The organism is Brytella acorum, from assembly GCF_029309905.1.
Lineage (GTDB): Bacteria > Pseudomonadota > Alphaproteobacteria > Acetobacterales > Acetobacteraceae > Brytella > Brytella acorum.
On record NZ_JARBJP010000007.1, the window covers coordinates 55,640 to 72,310 of the forward strand.

Sequence of the window (16,671 nt, forward strand, 5' to 3'; positions counted from 1 at the left end):
CGCGTCGTCGGGCCCCGCCTCCTCCTACCGGGAGGAAGCGGACCGACAACGCTCCGCGCGCCTCAGGCCAGCGTCTCGAGGAGGCTTTTCAACACGGAAAGCGTGCCCGTATTGCGGATGCGCGCCACATCATCGGCAATCTGCGCCACCAGTGCCGGATGGGACCGGAACTCCACGTCCGCGAAGAGCGGAAGCGACACCAGGGCCTTGGCGGGATCGCGGCCCAGAGCCCGCGCCGTGACATCCAGATGCGGCTCGAACGGATCGAACGCCTCGCCCCTGTCGTCCTGTCCGCCGAGATAGCGCAGGAAGCAGGCGATGCAGAAAGCAAGGCGACGCGTCTCGCCACCCTTCTCGAGGATCGTCGCCAGAGTCGGCAGCAGGAAAGTCGGAAGCTTGCTGGCGCCGTCTCCCGTGATCCGCGACAGGCGGTCGCCCACGCGCGGATTGCTGAAGCGCGCCAGAATGGTGTCACGATACCGGCCGAGATCCATGCCTTTGGGCGCACTCAGGATAGGCATGACGTCGAACGTCATGAAGTCATGCACGAGCTTGTGGATGAGCGGATGCTCGACGGCGTCGCGAACCGATTCCAGCCCCGCGAGCTGGCCCGGATAGGCCAGCATCGAATGGGAGGCGTTGAGCATCCGGACCTTGGCCAGCTCATAGGGATGCACGTCATCCACAAGCTGGGCACCCACGATCTCAAGCGGCGGTCGCCCCTGACAGAACCGGTCCTCGATCACCCACTGGGCGAAATCTTCCGAGATGACCGGCAGACGGTCATGCACACCGCATTCCTCATTGACGCGATCCGCGTCGGGTTTGAGCACCGCGGGCGTGATCCGGTCCACCATGCAGCTCGGGAATGTGACATTGGCCTCGATCCAGTCCGCAAGACCGACATCGAGCGCACGGGCGTGGCCGAGAACGGCGGTATGCGCCACGACACCGTTATCGCGCAGATTGTCGCAGGACAGGACCGTGAACGGAGGCAATCCCGCATCCCGGCGGCGACGCAGGGCCTCGACGATGTAACCGAACGCCGATTTCGGCGCGTGCGGCGCGGCAAGTTCGGCCTGTGTCACCGGATTGGAGAGGTCGTATCCGCCTGTCCGGCTGTCCTGATTATAGCCACCTTCCGTGATCGTCATCGAGACGATCCGGATCGAGGGATCGCTCATCAGATCCAGCACCGCCGCCGTGTCACGCGGCGCGAACAGATAGTCGACGAGGCTGCCGATCACCTGATGCGCGCTCGTCCCGTCCGGGGCATAGCGCGTCAGGGTATAGAGATCGTCCTGGGCCGGAAACGCCTCGATCTTCAGGCGCTCATTGGCGTCATCCAGCAGGCCGACACCGACGATCCCCCAGCTTTCCTGCCCTGCCTGTTCGAGCAGGCGGTCGATATACCAGGCCTGATGCGCGCGGTGAAAATTGCCGACGCTCAGATGGACGATACCGGCCCGCACATGGCTCCGATCATACGCGAAGCGCCTGGTACGGGGGGGAATCTCGGCAAGAGTCGCGCTGTTGAGATCGATCATGGTCTGTCCTGTTCCACCATGGCGGTCTGAAAGCCGCCCGGGCGATGTCGTGCGCAGAGGATTCGGGCGCAAAAAATTTCGGGCGCAAAGACGGTGCCCCGCCCCTCGCGCGGCACTCAAAAGCGATTTTTTCCTGTTCGCACAAGTGAAATCGAGGCTAACCGGCGCTTCACTATCTGGGCGCGGCGAACCAGACTTCGACGGTTGGCAAAAGACGCGACACAGGCGAGATAGTTGCGCCGATGTCTCACGCTTCCACCCTTTCCGTCACCGCCCCCCGGATCGCCGTCATCGGCGCCGGCCCCGCCGGGCTGTTCGCCGCCGAAATCCTCTCCGGCGCGGGGCTGCGTGTGACCGTGTACGACCGCATGACGCACCCGGCGCGAAAATTCCTCATGGCTGGCGCCAGCGGCCTCAATCTCACCCATGCCGAACCGCTCGAAACGTTCCTGACGCGCTATGGGCACGCCCGGCCTTCTCTCGAAGCGGCGATCCGTGCCTTCCCGCCCGAGGCCCTGCGGGCATGGGCGGAGGCGCTTGGCCAGAGCTGCTTCACCGGCAGCAGCGGGAGGGTCTTTCCCAATGCCATGAAGGCTTCGCCATTATTGCGCGCATGGCTGGAGCGGCTGGAAAAGCGCGGCGTCACATTCGCACCGCGCCACAGATGGACAGGCTGGTCCCGGGAAAGTCCGGTGTTCGATACGCCCGAGGGCCGGGTTTCGAGCCGCGCGGATGCGACCCTTCTGGCCCTGGGCGGCGCTTCATGGTCGCGGCTCGGATCGGACGGCGCCTGGATCACCCTGTTGCCGGACAGCGATATCGCCCCTTTCGCACCCTCGAATTGCGGCTTCCTGCCGAAATGGACGCGCGAGGAGTTCGAGCGCTGGGACGGCGCGGTGCTCAGCGGCATCGCCCTGCGTTACGGCAATCGCACTCATCGCGGCGATCTCAGCTTCACGCGCCACGGAATCGAGGGTGCGCCGATCTATGCCCTGTCCGGCCCGATACGGGATGCCATCGCCACACAGGGCGGAGCCATCGCCTTCGTCGATCTCCGACCGGGCACGACCGAGCCGTCCCTCGCGACCCGGCTCGGACAGATGCGCCCGCGCGAAAGCCTCGCCAACCGCCTCCGCAAAGGCGCGGGTCTGTCGCCTCTCGCCCGCGCGATCCTGCATGAAGCCTCCCGTCATGAGAGCGTCCCGGCGTCGGACCCCGGCGCTCTCGCCGCGCGTATCAAGAACGCCCCGTTACGGCTGACCGCGCCTGAAGCGATGGATCGCGCCATTTCGGTCGCGGGTGGCCTGCGCTTCGAAGCGCTGGACCAGCACTTCATGCTGCGTAATCGGCCCGGCGTGTTTGCCGCGGGCGAAATGCTGGACTGGGAAGCGCCCACGGGCGGCTATCTGTTGCAGGGCTGTTTCTCGACCGCACGGGCCGCCGCGAACGGTCTTGTCGCATGGCTGAAAGCGCATCCGAAAGGCTGACTTGCGCGCCCGTTTCCTGTAGGACGCGCCCATGACCGTATCCATTGCCCTTGGTCGCGGCCGCGACGGCGCGGACGTGCCGCTCGACCTGCCCGAACTTCTGGCCACCCGCCTTCTGGTGCAGGGGAACTCCGGCTCGGGCAAATCGCATCTCCTGCGCCGCCTGCTCGAACAGACCGCAAGCCTCGTGCAACAAGCGATCATCGATCCCGAGGGCGATTTCGTCACGCTCGCCGCCCGGTACGGCCATCTCGTCATTGACGGCGCCGAGCAGACGGAGGCCACTCTACGCGCCGCCGGTGAGCGCGCGCGCGTTCACCGCGCCTCGGTCGTGCTCAATCTCGAATCCCTGGATGCCGAAATGCAGTTGCGCGCCGCGGGCTCGTTCCTCAACGGCCTGTTCGACGCCCCTCGCGAACACTGGTATCCGGTTCTGGTGGTCGTGGACGAGGCGCAGCTTTTCGCGCCCGTTGCGAGCGGCGACACGTCGGACGAGGCGCGGCGTCTTTCACTGGGCGCGATGACCAATCTCATGTGCCGTGGGCGCAAGCGCGGCCTGGCGGGCATCATCGCGACGCAGCGACTGGCGAAGCTTGCCAAGAACGTCGCGGCCGAGGCTTCGAATTTCCTGATGGGCCGCACCTTCCTCGATATCGACATGGCGCGCGCCGCCGATCTTCTCGGCATGGAACGCCGGACGGCCGAGGCCTTTCGGGATCTCGCGCGCGGCCAGTTCATGGCGCTCGGTCCGGCGCTGTCGCGGCGCCCCGTGATGGTCAGCATCGGCGCCGTCGAGACCGCCAGCCATGCGACCGGCCCGAAGCTCGCCCCGTTCGAAGCCATGGACGCGACCGAAATGCGCGACCTGATCCTCGAACCGGTCGAATCCTTCACGCCCCGTCCGCGCGAGCGTCGCACCCCCGCGCCCGACCTGCTGGCTCAGCTCGACGCCTTCGCCGCCGACCGCCCCGCCAGCATGGTCGCCCCCGATGCCCCCCCGTCGAAGGATGCGGACCGGGACACGTTATGGCGGCTGGTCTCGGACGTCACCGCCGAACCCGACGCGGATTATCGTCCTCTGGCCACGCTCTATCAGGACTTTCAGCTCCGGGCGCGGATTGAAGGACTGGGACGGGACGCGCTGGACATGCCCCGATTCCGCATGTTGCTGGCCACCGTCCGCTCGGGAATCGAAGCCGAACGCGCCCGGAGCGAACCATGGCTTCAGGCGGAAACCATCGCCAGCACCCTGCCGGAAGACGTGCAGGGGCTGGCACTTCTGCTGGCACGCGCCGCGATGGACGGCCTTCCCTGCCCCGATGACGCGGCGCTGGCACGCGCCTACGCCACACATTCCCTCGGACGGGCACGGCGGCAACTGGCCTATCTCGAGGAACGCCAGATCATCGTCGTGCGCGAAGACGGGCCGCACCGGCGCGTCGCTTTCGTCGGTCTCGGCTGGCAGACGGCCTGATCTCCCCCCGCGAGAGCTTTCAGGCTCCCGTCGCGAATCATCCCGACGCATGATAGAAATAGCGGGTGAACATGATCGACACCCCCTCCGCTCCTCCCCATCCCGCCGACTCCAGCGACGGCCTGACAGCCATGCTGCGCCGTTCGCCGCCCGCCAATATCGAGGCGGAGCAAGCGCTCCTCGGCGCGCTGCTCACCAACAACAAGGCGTATGAACGGGTTTCGGACTTCCTGATCCCGGCGCATTTCGCCGATCCGGTCAATGGCAGGATCTATGAAGCCATAGCGCGCCGCATCGATCGCGGCAGCCTCGCCGATCCCATCACCATGCGCGCCGAATTCGAGCATAGCGGCGTGCTCGACGATGTGGGCGGCACCAGCTACCTCGCGCGGCTCCTTGGCGCCATGGTCGGCATCGTGAACGCAGGCGATTACGGACGCGCCATTCATGACGCCTGGATTCGCCGCGAATTGATCGATATCGGCGAAACCGTCGTCAACAATGCTTACGGCACCGCGGATGGCACGGACGGCACGACGCAGATCGGCATCGCCGAGGAAACGCTTTTCAAGCTCGCCACGGACAAGGGTCAGGATGGTGGCTTCGTCACCTTCGAACAGGCCCTCACCGGCGCGCTGGAAGTGGCGGAGCTGGCCTACAAGCGCACCGGCGACGTCAGCGGCCTGACATCCGGCCTGCGGGACTTCGACAAGAAGACCGGCGGGCTGCATCCGTCGGATCTGCTGATCCTCGCGGGTCGTCCCGCCATGGGAAAGACGGCGCTGGCCACCAAGATCGCCTTCTCGGCGGCCAGGGCTCTCCAGCGCGAGGCCGAAGACCAGAATCGCAAGCCCTCCGGCGCGGTCGCGATTTTTTCGCTGGAAATGTCGTCCGAACAGCTTGCCACACGTATTTTGTCCGAACAGGCCGAAGTGTCGGGCGAGCGGATCCGGCGCGGCGATATCGGCGCCAGGGAGTTCGACCGTTTCGTGCGCGTCTCGCGGGAACTGGCCACGCTGCCGCTCCAGATCGACGACACTCCGGCCATTTCGCTCTCCGCGATGCGCACGCGCTGTCGGCGTCTCAAGCGCACAAAAGGCCTGAGCCTCGTCGTGGTGGACTACCTTCAGCTCATGCGCCCGGCGCTTGGCACACGCCCGGACAGCCGCGTCCTCGAAATCTCGATGATCACGCAGGGCCTCAAGGCCATTGCCAAGGAATTCGAGGTGCCTGTCATCGCGCTGTCCCAGCTTTCCCGTCAGGTCGAATCCCGCGAAGACAAACGACCGATGCTGTCAGATCTGCGTGAATCCGGCTCGATCGAGCAGGATGCCGATGCCGTCATGTTCGTCTATCGCGACGAATATTATCTCCAGCAGCGCATGCCCAAGGACAGCGCCTATGACAGCATGGACAAATATCAGACCGCCGTCGAAGAATGGCAGCGCAAGATGGCGCTGGTCCACAACAAGGCGGAACTGATCCTCGAAAAGCAGCGTCATGGACCGACCGGCACGATCCCGCTCTACTTCGAGGGCGAATTCACGCGCTTCGGCGACCTGGATACCCATCACGACGCATGATCATGACCAGCCTCCCGCGCTGGCCGGCCTCCCGTTCAGACGGCCTTTCGCAAATTGGGACTGGCCTTGAACCGTACGGTCTTGCGCGCCTTCACCTTGACGGACTCGCCGGTGCGCGGGTTCAGCGCCTTGCGCGCCTTGAGCTTGTGAACCGTGAACGTCCCGAAAGACGGAAGCGTGAATTTTCCTTCTTTCTTCAAATCCGCGACGATGGCAGCCAGCAGGTCCGTGGCGGCCTGATTGGCGGCAACGCCGGTGCACTGCATGGAATCCTGGATAACGGCAGTGATAAAAGCCTTGCTCATAGAGGTCCGATCCTTGGCGATGCAGTCAGTCCGTCAAACAATAAAGGTTTGATACCGGAACATACTGACACAGGAACCAAATTTGTATCTTTTTTTCCGGCATTATCACGCAAAGAACCCAAGTAATGACAGCGACCTGTCTTTTTGCACATTATGACCCGGTCCCCACCATCGCGCCCCAGACGCAGCACCTGCTGCGACAGATCGTCGAGTGCGGCTACCGCGTACATGTCGCCCTCTCGGGTCATGACGACGCCTTGCTGGACGTGGCGAAGCGTATGTTTCCCGGTCTGCCCATCACCTTCCACCTGCGACCCAACGCGGGGCTCGACTTCGGGGCATGGCAGGATCTGATCGCCAAAGGCGTCACGGAGGGGGCGACGGAAATCCTGCTGGCCAATGACAGCGTATTCGGCCCCCTGACGCCCCTGCCGCCGCTGGTCAGGCGTATGCGCGCCCGAAACACCGACGTCTGGGGTATGGTCGCCTCACGCGCCGTCGTCGATCATATCCAATCGTGGTTCATCGCGTTCAGCGCGGAAAGTTTCGCCCACCCTGCCGTCCGGCGCATTTTCGAACAGCCCTTCGCGGACATGACCAAGGAGGAAATCGTTCTTCACGGCGAACTCGGGCTCGGCCTCGCCCTGAAAGCCGCAGGACTGCGCGTCCAGGCGGCATGGGAGCCGAAACGCGGTCTGGCGAAGCTTCTTGCCACCAATCCGATGCACACCGACTGGCGTGCCGTCCTGAAATCCGGGCGCGTCCCATTCATCAAAACCGAACTTCTGCGCGACAACCCCAGCGGAATTCCGGACACGCAGGACTGGCGCAAACTCATACCCGACCCCGCATTTTTCAATCCGGCCTGGATCGACGCCTATCTCGCTTCCCATCCGCCACGTCCGGGTGTGCGACACGCAACATGGCGCGGCCGCCTCGTTCAGGCCGTCGCCGCCGAGGACCGGTGGTCGAGCCTCGCCCGTTTTGCAGCCGCTTCCCTCAGAACACGATCGTAAAAGGCGCTCAACTCACGAGCCTGGGTATCGTAATCCGACAACTGGTCCTTGAGCGGGTTCGTGTATGTATCGAACTCCCCGACCCGGCCGATGAGCGTGCCCATGGCGTCGGCCAGAGCCTGGGGATGACCGTTCAACGGGATGAGCGTGCCATTGACGCCGTCCGTGATCGGTTCCGCCTGCCCTCCCGGACTGGTGCTCACCACCCAGACGTCCCGTGCAAGCGCTTCGCGCACGGTCAGGCCGAAACTTTCCTTCCATTGTGAGGGAAACAGCAGGACGTCGATCTCGTCATAGAACGCGTCCATGGTGTCCTGCGTATAGGCCGCCACGACGCGCAGTTCACCGCGAATGCCCCAGTCGACCCGATCTATCGAGTGAAAACCCAGATTGATCTTGTTATCGACGAGCGTCAGGGACCAGGCATTCTCCTCCAGCATGGCCGCCGCGCGCTTGAGCACACCGTAACCTTTGATATTTTCCGTCCCTCCCACGAACCCGAAGCGCAGCGGAGCCCCTGGAACACGCGCTTTGCGGGGCCGGGTCGGCCACCGGAAGCCGTTGCGATGAAGGGCTATTTTCTCGGGATCGACGCCATTGGCCACATAGAGCGCCCGATGCGTCTCGGACGGACTCAGCAGCAGGGCGGCGTTGCGCAGACCATGACGCATGACCGCTGCCCGGCTTTCGAGATGGGCCGCGCCCTTGACGCACTCCTGACAGATCCGCAGGTCTATTTTCTTCTGGAAACAGTAACGTCCGTCTTCCCTGACCATGAACTGACGATCGCAAAGCCACCATGCGTCATGCAGGGTCAGGACATACGGAACGCCGCGCTCCTCGCACGCCCTGAGCAGCCCGACGCCGAGTCCCTGCAGAGCGTGGATATGCACCAGATCGGGCCGGAAAACATCGATCCACTCCGCGAAAACCGCGGCGGCTTCGGGATTCTCGATCGCTCCGAGGGCATCTTCATTTTCCGACGCCCTGACAGCGAGAACATCGAGCCCCTCTGTCTGGTAACGCGATGCCGATTGGTCATACGCGGCGATGACATCCTGCCCCGTGAAGATCGCGAGCTTCATCTCGTAAGCAGCGAGACGCCGGGCCATCTCTTCAACGACGATCGTCGCGCCTCCGAACGAGAGCGGCGCGAAATAGATATTCACCAGCAGAACCCGGGGAACGGACCGATCCAGCGATGGAACGGGACCGAAGGCGGGGGCGACCTGCTCCCGAGCCATGGCCTGCGGCGCATAACGCGCCAGAACGTCCGCATAAGCCCGTTGACCGAGTCTGCGCCTGAGAGCCGCGTCGCCCGTCAGCCGGATGAAGGCGTCTTCCCATTGCACCTCGGTTTCTGCGGTCAGACCGTTTTCACCGCTCCGCACCACCACGCGAAACGCGGCGCGGGGAGAACAGATCGAGGGAAGTTCAAGAATAGAAGCTTCGATATACTTTATATTACTTTTGGCATCGTTGAAGCGCGTCTCTTCCAGAGGCGCGATGGCGATATCGGTGTTGGCGAGTTCCTGAAGATAGAGCGCGTAATCGAGCCCCTGACGCCGTTCGACCCTGTCACCAAAACCCTGCAACTCCTCGGGCAGGGAGACATCTCCAAAGATTCGAAGACATAGGGACGGCTCCCGCCGCATGGCACGTGCCAGTCCCCGCGAAGCGATGCGAAAATCGGCGTCATGCGTGTTAGTCCCGGAGCCGTAACAGACCCAGACACGCCCATCCCGGTCTGAGCGATGTTCACGGGCTGTCGTGGCAAAAGCCAGAGTCTGCGCATCCAGAGCGTTTTCAACAACGCGGACATCCTCAAGACCCGCTTCACGCATTGCTTCCGCGAGCGCATCCGTCGAAGCGATCCCGCGCCCGCAGGCCAGCATGCATTGCCGAAACAGCCCCACGCCAGACAGAAGAAGGTCGCGCTCCACCTGGGGAAGGGAATCTATATTTCCGTTCTGACGATATTCCGCAGCGTCGAAAATCAGATCGTCGACTTCCCAGACCGGATCGAGAGCGAGTCGATGGGCCTCGGAGACGAGCGCCATGACCGAGTCGAAGCCCGGTGTCCGATAGAAAACGACATCCGTCGCACCCTGAAGGGCCGTCCAGGCCGCGCGACTCGCGCGCCAGTCCACGACCGTCACCTGCCAGCCCAGTGTCTCAAGGGCTTCGCGCTTCTGCCACACACGGTACTTCGCGCACTGCTTGAGGCTAAGCTCCGCGATGATCACCACATGGCCGACCAGCAGATCAGGTGAGCGTATGACGGGCTGGCGATAGGCCTGAGCCGCCATGTTAATCCGTTGCTGAGCGAGGCGGAGCTTCCCTGGTTCGTCGCGCCTGACCAGCCGCTCCCACAGATGCCCCTCGCGCCAGATCTGCCGGAAACGCCCTGGCACTTCCCGCAAGGGACGCCCCGAGGGCAGACGCCCCAGGGAAAGCGCACGCACGAATCGCAGGGGCGCCGTTACACGCCAGGAAAGGGAGCGCTCACGCAGGGCCAGAAGCTCACGCAGCCCGTCGATTTCCGCACGCATGTCCCTGACGCGCAGCCCGGCAATATGATTGCTCGAACGATAGCTCCCGATCAGCTCGTCACGCGCGTTCGAAGGAAAAGGAGTTTCTTCGTGAAGGAAATCTTCGGCCGGCTTCTGTATCATATGGAACGTTATACACCTCGCAAGGTGAGGTGCCATGTGGTGGTGACAATAGAAAAAGCCGGGCACAAGGCCCGGCTTTCCTTCAACACATCCTGAAGCGGAGAATCAGCTCAGGTTGAAGTTGGAAGCGCTCAGATCCGTCACACCCACAAAGGTGATCTTGGAGTTGTCCGCCAGCTGGATCGTCGTGTTGCCACCAGCCACCGTCGCCGCATCCAGAACGTTATGCAGACCGCTGCTGTTCTGCAGGCCATAGCCATACAGCGCCATGATGTTCCCAGCAGCCGAGCCAAAGTCGGTGATCGTGTAGTCACCGCCAGCAAGACCATCCGTAATGACAAACAGGTTCGCCGCGCCCGAACCACCCGTCATCGTCGCATTGCCCGTGCCGCCAACCAGCGTATCGCTCGCCGAACCGCCAATCACCGTGTTGTCGCCAACACCAGCAAACGCATGCAGACCCATCGAAGCCGACGAACCGTCAATCGTCTCGTTGCCGTCGTTGGCCACGAACAGCGCAGCACTCGACGTCGTGTTCACGAGCGCATCCAGCCCAGCCGCGCCAAAGATCGTCGCCGTACCAGCGTTGATCGTCGTCGTGCCCGTGCCGCTGATGAACGTCAGCGCGCCGCTGGCATCAATGTCGTTCGAAACGCCATGAACCACAAGCAGCGAGCTCGCCGCCGTGATGGTGTCGCCGATCGAGCCGACAACCGTTCCCGTGCCGCCGGAGAAGTTCACCGTCGAACCAAAGCCGCCAAACACGGTGCTGCCGTCGCCAACCGTGATCAGGTCGCTCGAAGCCGCGTCAACAACCGCAGCATGCGTCGCAAGCGTAACGGTCGACGAACCACCAAGCAGCGTGACCGTATCGTTGCTGCCAACCCCGTCGATCGTGTCCTGACCTTCGGAAACGACGTAGTTCGAACCCGAACCAAGAGTGAGCGTGTTCTTCGTGTCCATGCCCGTGGAAATCGTCCACGAACCGTCGCTCTTGCTCGAATCAAACGTGCTGGTGCCCGCCGTGGCAACATATTTGCCAGACTGGTCGCCAACAGTGACGTCCGTGTTGCCAAGATTGCTGGTGAGAATGGACAGCGAAGAGCCCGTCGAGCCCGACGCATCAACCGTCACCTGACCATCAAGAACCGTCGAACCTTCAGAAGCAAGGGCCGCAACCACAAGGTTCGTATACGCACCCGTGACGCTATACGCACCACCCGCCGTCACAACACCCTGCAGAACAGACGCTCCACCAGGAAGCGTGTCCGAATTGCCGCCAGGCTTGAGATCGAATGCAGCGAGGCTGTTTGAGGTCGACGCTTTGAGGATCGAGTTCTGATAGTCGATCGCCAGTTTCTGATTCAGACCACCATCCACTGTGACCTGAACCGTCGTGCCTGAGGCACCGACGACGGTGATAATTGCCATCTGTTTTGCTCCTTGGCTCTTTGCAGAACACCCAAGACTGAGCGTGAACAAAGATCGCCCAAATCTTCGTATCGGGACTAGCAAACGCCCCTACAACAAGCAAGCTTTTGTTAACCAACGTTAGGCGGTTGTTAACCAGCAAGACACAGCCTCGCCTTGCCTTCGAAAAGAATAGGAAATCGAATTAAAGTAAAACCGTCGGGAAAGTGGTATATTTTGCTTGCGCATTTATAAAAAAAATACTTAATATGTATATATTATGAAATAAATTATAAATACATTATTTATTTAATAAATATTTATATAAGTATTTATATAAGTATTTATATATATTCTATTTTATAGTAAAAGTTTTTGAATATAAGGATATTTCATTTTAAATAACAAATATGAGCTTAATTTTTTCTTCCGCAAAAGTCGTGCCGCTATCACACATTATCCAGCACCTTCGATTCGGATGCATCTGCTAAACGCAGCGCCTCGAACATCGCATTCGCGACGAACGACATCTCTATCTCGCCCCAACCTCGCAAGGTGAGGTGCCATGTGGTGGTGACAATAGAAAAAGCCGGGCACAAGGCCCGGCTTTCCTTCAACACATCCTGAAGCGGAGAATCAGCTCAGGTTGAAGTTGGAAGCGCTCAGATCCGTCACACCCACAAAGGTGATCTTGGAGTTGTCCGCCAGCTGGATCGTCGTGTTGCCACCAGCCACCGTCGCCGCATCCAGAACGTTATGCAGACCGCTGCTGTTCTGCAGGCCATAGCCATACAGCGCCATGATGTTCCCAGCAGCCGAGCCAAAGTCGGTGATCGTGTAGTCACCGCCAGCAAGACCATCCGTAATGACAAACAGGTTCGCCGCGCCCGAACCACCCGTCATCGTCGCATTGCCCGTGCCGCCAACCAGCGTATCGCTCGCCGAACCGCCAATCACCGTGTTGTCGCCAACACCAGCAAACGCATGCAGACCCATCGAAGCCGACGAACCGTCAATCGTCTCGTTGCCGTCGTTGGCCACGAACAGCGCAGCACTCGACGTCGTGTTCACGAGCGCATCCAGCCCAGCCGCGCCAAAGATCGTCGCCGTACCAGCGTTGATCGTCGTCGTGCCCGTGCCGCTGATGAACGTCAGCGCGCCGCTGGCATCAATGTCGTTCGAAACGCCATGAACCACAAGCAGCGAGCTCGCCGCCGTGATGGTGTCGCCGATCGAGCCGACAACCGTTCCCGTGCCGCCGGAGAAGTTCACCGTCGAACCAAAGCCGCCAAACACGGTGCTGCCGTCGCCAACCGTGATCAGGTCGCTCGAAGCCGCGTCAACAACCGCAGCATGCGTCGCAAGCGTAACGGTCGACGAACCACCAAGCAGCGTGACCGTATCGTTGCTGCCAACCCCGTCGATCGTGTCCTGACCTTCGGAAACGACGTAGTTCGAACCCGAACCAAGAGTGAGCGTGTTCTTCGTGTCCATGCCCGTGGAAATCGTCCACGAACCGTCGCTCTTGCTCGAATCAAACGTGCTGGTGCCCGCCGTGGCAACATATTTGCCAGACTGGTCGCCAACAGTGACGTCCGTGTTGCCAAGATTGCTGGTGAGAATGGACAGCGAAGAGCCCGTCGAGCCCGACGCATCAACCGTCACCTGACCATCAAGAACCGTCGAACCTTCAGAAGCAAGGGCCGCAACCACAAGGTTCGTATACGCACCCGTGACGCTATACGCACCACCCGCCGTCACAACACCCTGCAGAACAGACGCTCCACCAGGAAGCGTGTCCGAATTGCCGCCAGGCTTGAGATCGAATGTCGCGAGCCCACCCTTGGCCTGTGCGCGAAGAATCGAGTTCTGATAATCGGCGACCATCTTCTGGCTCAGGCCGCCATCCACGGAAACCTGAATCGTCGCGCCTGAAGCGCCTACGACAGTAGTAATGGACATATCGCTAACTCCTAAAGCTCTTCTGCTGTGGATCACCGGGCATTAGAGCCCGAGGCAACAAACCAAGAGCGGCTTATATTTCGATCACTTGAATTCAGTCTTCTGGGGAGAGATGATTGACCTCATCGTTCTGCACGCCGTTTCCGGGGAGTTTTTGACTGCGAATCCTCCTCCCCAAATGCTCTCCATGACGGTTCACCCTACCGCGATTTTCTTAATCAAAAGTTATCGGAACACCCGGGAATTCTCCCTCCATTCCGAAATAAAGTCTTTTTAAATCCACAACTTAATAAGAATTCACCTGAGGCGGGAGACCGTTTTTTACAGTCGCGACACTCGCATGATAGAAGAGATGCGCATGTTCAAACGATGTCATGTCTTAACGAGGTAACTCTTGACCAACCCTCTGCATTTTACATTTTCAGACATCGACATTCCGGCTGAAACGATTCCACCTTCGGCCTGTTCTTATCCGGGCTCCGAATATCTGCCTTTCGTGTCATGGCTCGTTCGCAGGACGTTCATGGGCCTGCCGAAATCAGCCGTTCTCACCGTCACGACACCCGCCGACTTCGTCTGGCTCCTGGGAGAAATTCTGGGCGACGACCGGCTTGATGGCGGCATCCGAATCCGCCCCTTCCCCGATCCTGACATAGATTCCGTATGGTCGATCCGGATTGAAACCGCGCTCCCTCCGGACGGGCAGCTCCTCTCGGCCCATATTGCCTTGCGCGATGAGATCCTCGGCGAAGCGCCGAATACATGTTTCCGGCTGGACGTTCACGCTTGCCTTTCTTCGGACACTCCGTCCGGCTGGGTCGGCACGCCTATCGCCCGTCTTCTTGACCCCGGACAACGTCAGTTTCGTGCGGACATCCGCCGTCAGGCGGGCCTTGCCGCCGAGATCATCCGTCTGCGACGGGCGCTGATATCCACGACCAGACTGGCCGATCAGAACCGACGCATCCTGCTGGAGCAACGCGAAGCAGGACGCAGCCTCGACGCATTGACGCAGGCGTGGCTGGAGGCCGACAGGGTGCGGAAAGCCGCTGAAAACAACCGGACGGCAGCGTTAGCCGAACACGATGCAGCTCAGGAACAGACCGCTTCCGCGTCACGAGGATTGCGTCACCGCCTGGCGCGGCGCCTGTCTCCGGCCTCTTTTCCCCTCGCGCCATCGCCCGCACCCCTATCGCCTGAGCCCCTTCGGTCCCAAACAGCGCGATGCATTCTTTTCATCGCCGGAGAGCCCGACACACCCGGCGTCGCCTATCGCTGCGACCGGCTTGCCATCGCCGCGCGCGTGGCGGGGTACGAAGCCCGCGTCACGCCGTGCGCCGCAATCGGCCCGCATGATATCGCGTGGGCCGATATCATGGTTCTCTGGCGCGTCGAATTCAGTGGCCATGTGGACACCCTGCTTCGCCTCGGACAGGAAAAAGGCACGGTGACGATTTTCGATGCGGACGACATCGTGTTCGTGCCGCACCTCGCCCGCATCGATATCATCGACGGCATCCGATCCATCGGCGCTACAGAAGAGAGAATCGAACGCTGTTTCGCGGATATGCGTCGTACAATGTTGCGCTGCGACCTCGGCTTCGCCACGACGAAGGAACTGGCCCACGTCATGCGCATCGACAAGCGTCTGACGTTGCTCGTACCCAATGTTTATGATCAGGCTACTTTGGCGCGAGCGCGCATGGCTCACCGCATGCGCCCGACGCGCGAAGACGGACTCGTGCGCATCGGCTACGCCACCGGCTCACGCACCCACCAGCGCGACTTCGCACCTGTCGTACCCGTCCTGCGCGATGTCCTTCTCGCCCGCCCCCATGCCCGTCTCGTTCTGTTCCGGGAAGCCGGGAACAAGCGGCCTGTGCTGCTCATGGAAGAATTTCCCGAACTGTCCGATGTCCAGGATCAGATCGAATGGCGCGACATGGTCCCGCTCACGGATCTCCCCGACGAGTTCGCGCGCTTCGACATCTCGATCGCGCCGCTGGAAACCGGGAACGTCTTTTGTGAAGCCAAGTCCGAAATCAAATATGTCGAACCTGCTCTGGCCGGCACGGTCTGCGTCGCATCGCCGACAGGCCCGTTCCGCCGCGTCATCCGCGATGGCATCACAGGCGTCCTCGCCGATTCCGCCAAAGCGTGGAAACAGGCGCTTCTGGTTCTGATCGACGACCCGGCGAAACGCGCCCGCATGGCGCGCGACGCGTACAATGACGTGCTCTGGCCTTTCGGCCCGCAGGCACAGGCACAGCGCCTGCGCACGGTTTTCGACGGGCTCGGTACGGGCGATCCTTCCGATGCGGCGCGTTCCGCCGAAACCCTGATCGCCCGGCAGATGCGCCCGCGCGCGCCACTGCCGACAATACCGGAAAGTACCGCCCTCCATACGCAGGACTGTCTCCGGGAGGCCGAAGTCACCGTTGTCGTGACCTCCTACAATTACGCCAGCTATATCCTCGACGCGCTGGATTCCGTGCGGGACCAGACCCTGGAATGCCTCGACCTGATCGTCGTGGACGACGGATCAACCGACGATTCGACAGATCTCGTCCAACGCTGGATGGAACGCAACGCCTCCCGCTTCAACCGTCTGGCCCTGCTGCGTACCAATACGAATGCCGGGCTGGGGGGCGCGCGCAATGTCGGCATGGACGCGGCTGAAACGCCGTTTGTCATGCAGCTCGACGCCGATAATCGTCTTCTGCCCGAAGCCTGCGCCGAACTGCGCGACAGCATGGCTGACGATCAGACGGCCTATGCCTATCCGATCATGAGAATTTTCAACGCGACCGGCGTCGTCATGGTGGCCGCCACCCCCGACGATCCGCAAGGACATTCCAGACCCGCCCTCCTTGGCGATGTTCCTTTCGAGCCTCTCGCCATGACGGGCGGCAACCATGTCGACGCGACAGCCATGATCGCCAAATGGGCGTGGGCCGCGGTCGGCGGATATTATGTCGCGCGCGATGCAATGGGATGGGAAGACTATGATCTGTGGTGCCGTTGCGCCGAACTGGGCCTGACGGGCCGATACGTGCCGAAAATCCTGGCGGAATATCGTGCCCATGACGCCTCCATGACCAATGGCGTTACGGAACGCGCCAGGCACAAGGCCCGCATCGTCGACTTCGTTGAGCGCCGTCATCCCTGGATCGACCTCGTGGCGGCCGACGCCCGTCAAAGACAGTAGAGCC

The 16,671-nt window shown here is 61.6% G+C and carries 11 protein-coding genes; 5 read left to right on the forward strand and 6 right to left on the reverse strand.

Annotation, left to right across the window (positions count from 1 at the left end; all coding sequences use genetic code 11):
* Positions 1-62: 62 nt before the first annotated feature.
* Positions 63-1,547, reverse strand: coding sequence for a mannitol dehydrogenase family protein (locus PWM43_RS11655; RefSeq protein ID WP_289842689.1), 1,485 nt, complete (start codon positions 1,545-1,547; stop codon positions 63-65).
* A gap of 242 nt (positions 1,548-1,789) precedes the next feature.
* On the opposite strand from PWM43_RS11655, the gene PWM43_RS11660 reads away from it, so the two are divergent.
* The 3 genes from PWM43_RS11660 to PWM43_RS11670 all read left to right on the forward strand — a co-directional run bounded on the left by PWM43_RS11660 (position 1,790) and on the right by PWM43_RS11670 (position 6,091).
* Positions 1,790-3,034, forward strand: coding sequence for a TIGR03862 family flavoprotein (locus PWM43_RS11660; protein ID WP_289842690.1), 1,245 nt, complete (start codon positions 1,790-1,792; stop codon positions 3,032-3,034).
* 31 nt (positions 3,035-3,065) lie between these two features.
* Positions 3,066-4,508, forward strand: coding sequence for an ATP-binding protein (locus tag PWM43_RS11665; protein WP_289842691.1), 1,443 nt, complete (start codon positions 3,066-3,068; stop codon positions 4,506-4,508).
* Between the two features lie 71 nt (positions 4,509-4,579).
* Positions 4,580-6,091 (forward strand): replicative DNA helicase, encoded by a 1,512-nt coding sequence (locus PWM43_RS11670; protein ID WP_394356075.1) that lies wholly within the window; start codon positions 4,580-4,582, stop codon positions 6,089-6,091.
* A 35-nt stretch (positions 6,092-6,126) separates the two neighbouring features.
* On the opposite strand, the gene PWM43_RS11675 is transcribed toward PWM43_RS11670, so the two are convergent.
* Complete coding sequence (locus tag PWM43_RS11675; protein WP_289842692.1) at positions 6,127-6,396, reverse strand: HU family DNA-binding protein; 270 nt, start codon at positions 6,394-6,396, stop codon at positions 6,127-6,129.
* 125 nt (positions 6,397-6,521) lie between these two features.
* Between PWM43_RS11675 and PWM43_RS11680 the strand changes: the two genes are divergently transcribed.
* Positions 6,522-7,412: a rhamnan synthesis F family protein gene (locus PWM43_RS11680; protein ID WP_289842693.1), complete on the forward strand. Its 891-nt coding sequence runs from the start codon at positions 6,522-6,524 to the stop codon at positions 7,410-7,412.
* On the opposite strand, the gene PWM43_RS11685 is transcribed toward PWM43_RS11680, so the two are convergent.
* The 4 genes from PWM43_RS11685 to PWM43_RS11700 form a co-directional block, all read right to left on the reverse strand.
* Positions 7,337-10,087, reverse strand: coding sequence for a glycosyltransferase (locus PWM43_RS11685; protein ID WP_289842694.1), 2,751 nt, complete (start codon positions 10,085-10,087; stop codon positions 7,337-7,339). The genes PWM43_RS11680 and PWM43_RS11685 overlap by 76 nt on opposite strands.
* Before the next feature lie 105 nt (positions 10,088-10,192).
* On the reverse strand, positions 10,193-11,518 hold the full coding sequence (locus tag PWM43_RS11690; RefSeq protein WP_289842695.1) for a beta strand repeat-containing protein: 1,326 nt from the start codon (positions 11,516-11,518) through the stop codon (positions 10,193-10,195).
* A gap of 428 nt (positions 11,519-11,946) precedes the next feature.
* Positions 11,947-12,114 carry a hypothetical protein gene (locus PWM43_RS11695; protein ID WP_289842696.1) on the reverse strand — a complete coding sequence of 56 codons (168 nt, stop codon included), beginning with the start codon at positions 12,112-12,114 and terminating at the stop codon, positions 11,947-11,949.
* A gap of 19 nt (positions 12,115-12,133) precedes the next feature.
* The gene (locus PWM43_RS11700; RefSeq protein WP_289842697.1) at positions 12,134-13,459 is read right to left on the reverse strand and encodes a beta strand repeat-containing protein; all 1,326 of its coding nucleotides are present in this window, start codon (positions 13,457-13,459) and stop codon (positions 12,134-12,136) included.
* A gap of 394 nt (positions 13,460-13,853) precedes the next feature.
* Between PWM43_RS11700 and PWM43_RS11705 the strand changes: the two genes are divergently transcribed.
* Entirely contained in the window at positions 13,854-16,667 is a 2,814-nt protein-coding gene (locus tag PWM43_RS11705) for a glycosyltransferase (RefSeq protein WP_289842698.1), read from the forward strand.
* Positions 16,668-16,671 lie beyond the last annotated feature (4 nt).

What these genes read in the sequence shown, in the direction of transcription:
- PWM43_RS11685 (WP_289842694.1), bottom strand. Translation starts at nt 10,087, where the DNA reads ATGATACAGAAGCCGGCCGAAGATTTCCTTCACGAAGAAACTCCTTTT.
- PWM43_RS11655 (WP_289842689.1), bottom strand. Translation starts at nt 1,547, where the DNA reads ATGATCGATCTCAACAGCGCGACTCTTGCCGAGATTCCCCCCCGTACC.
- PWM43_RS11675 (WP_289842692.1), bottom strand. Translation starts at nt 6,396, where the DNA reads ATGAGCAAGGCTTTTATCACTGCCGTTATCCAGGATTCCATGCAGTGC.
- PWM43_RS11670 (WP_394356075.1), top strand. Translation starts at nt 4,580, where the DNA reads ATGATCGACACCCCCTCCGCTCCTCCCCATCCCGCCGACTCCAGCGAC.
- PWM43_RS11660 (WP_289842690.1), top strand. Translation starts at nt 1,790, where the DNA reads ATGTCTCACGCTTCCACCCTTTCCGTCACCGCCCCCCGGATCGCCGTC.
- PWM43_RS11680 (WP_289842693.1), top strand. Translation starts at nt 6,522, where the DNA reads ATGACAGCGACCTGTCTTTTTGCACATTATGACCCGGTCCCCACCATC.
- PWM43_RS11700 (WP_289842697.1), bottom strand. Translation starts at nt 13,459, where the DNA reads ATGTCCATTACTACTGTCGTAGGCGCTTCAGGCGCGACGATTCAGGTT.
- PWM43_RS11665 (WP_289842691.1), top strand. Translation starts at nt 3,066, where the DNA reads ATGACCGTATCCATTGCCCTTGGTCGCGGCCGCGACGGCGCGGACGTG.
- PWM43_RS11690 (WP_289842695.1), bottom strand. Translation starts at nt 11,518, where the DNA reads ATGGCAATTATCACCGTCGTCGGTGCCTCAGGCACGACGGTTCAGGTC.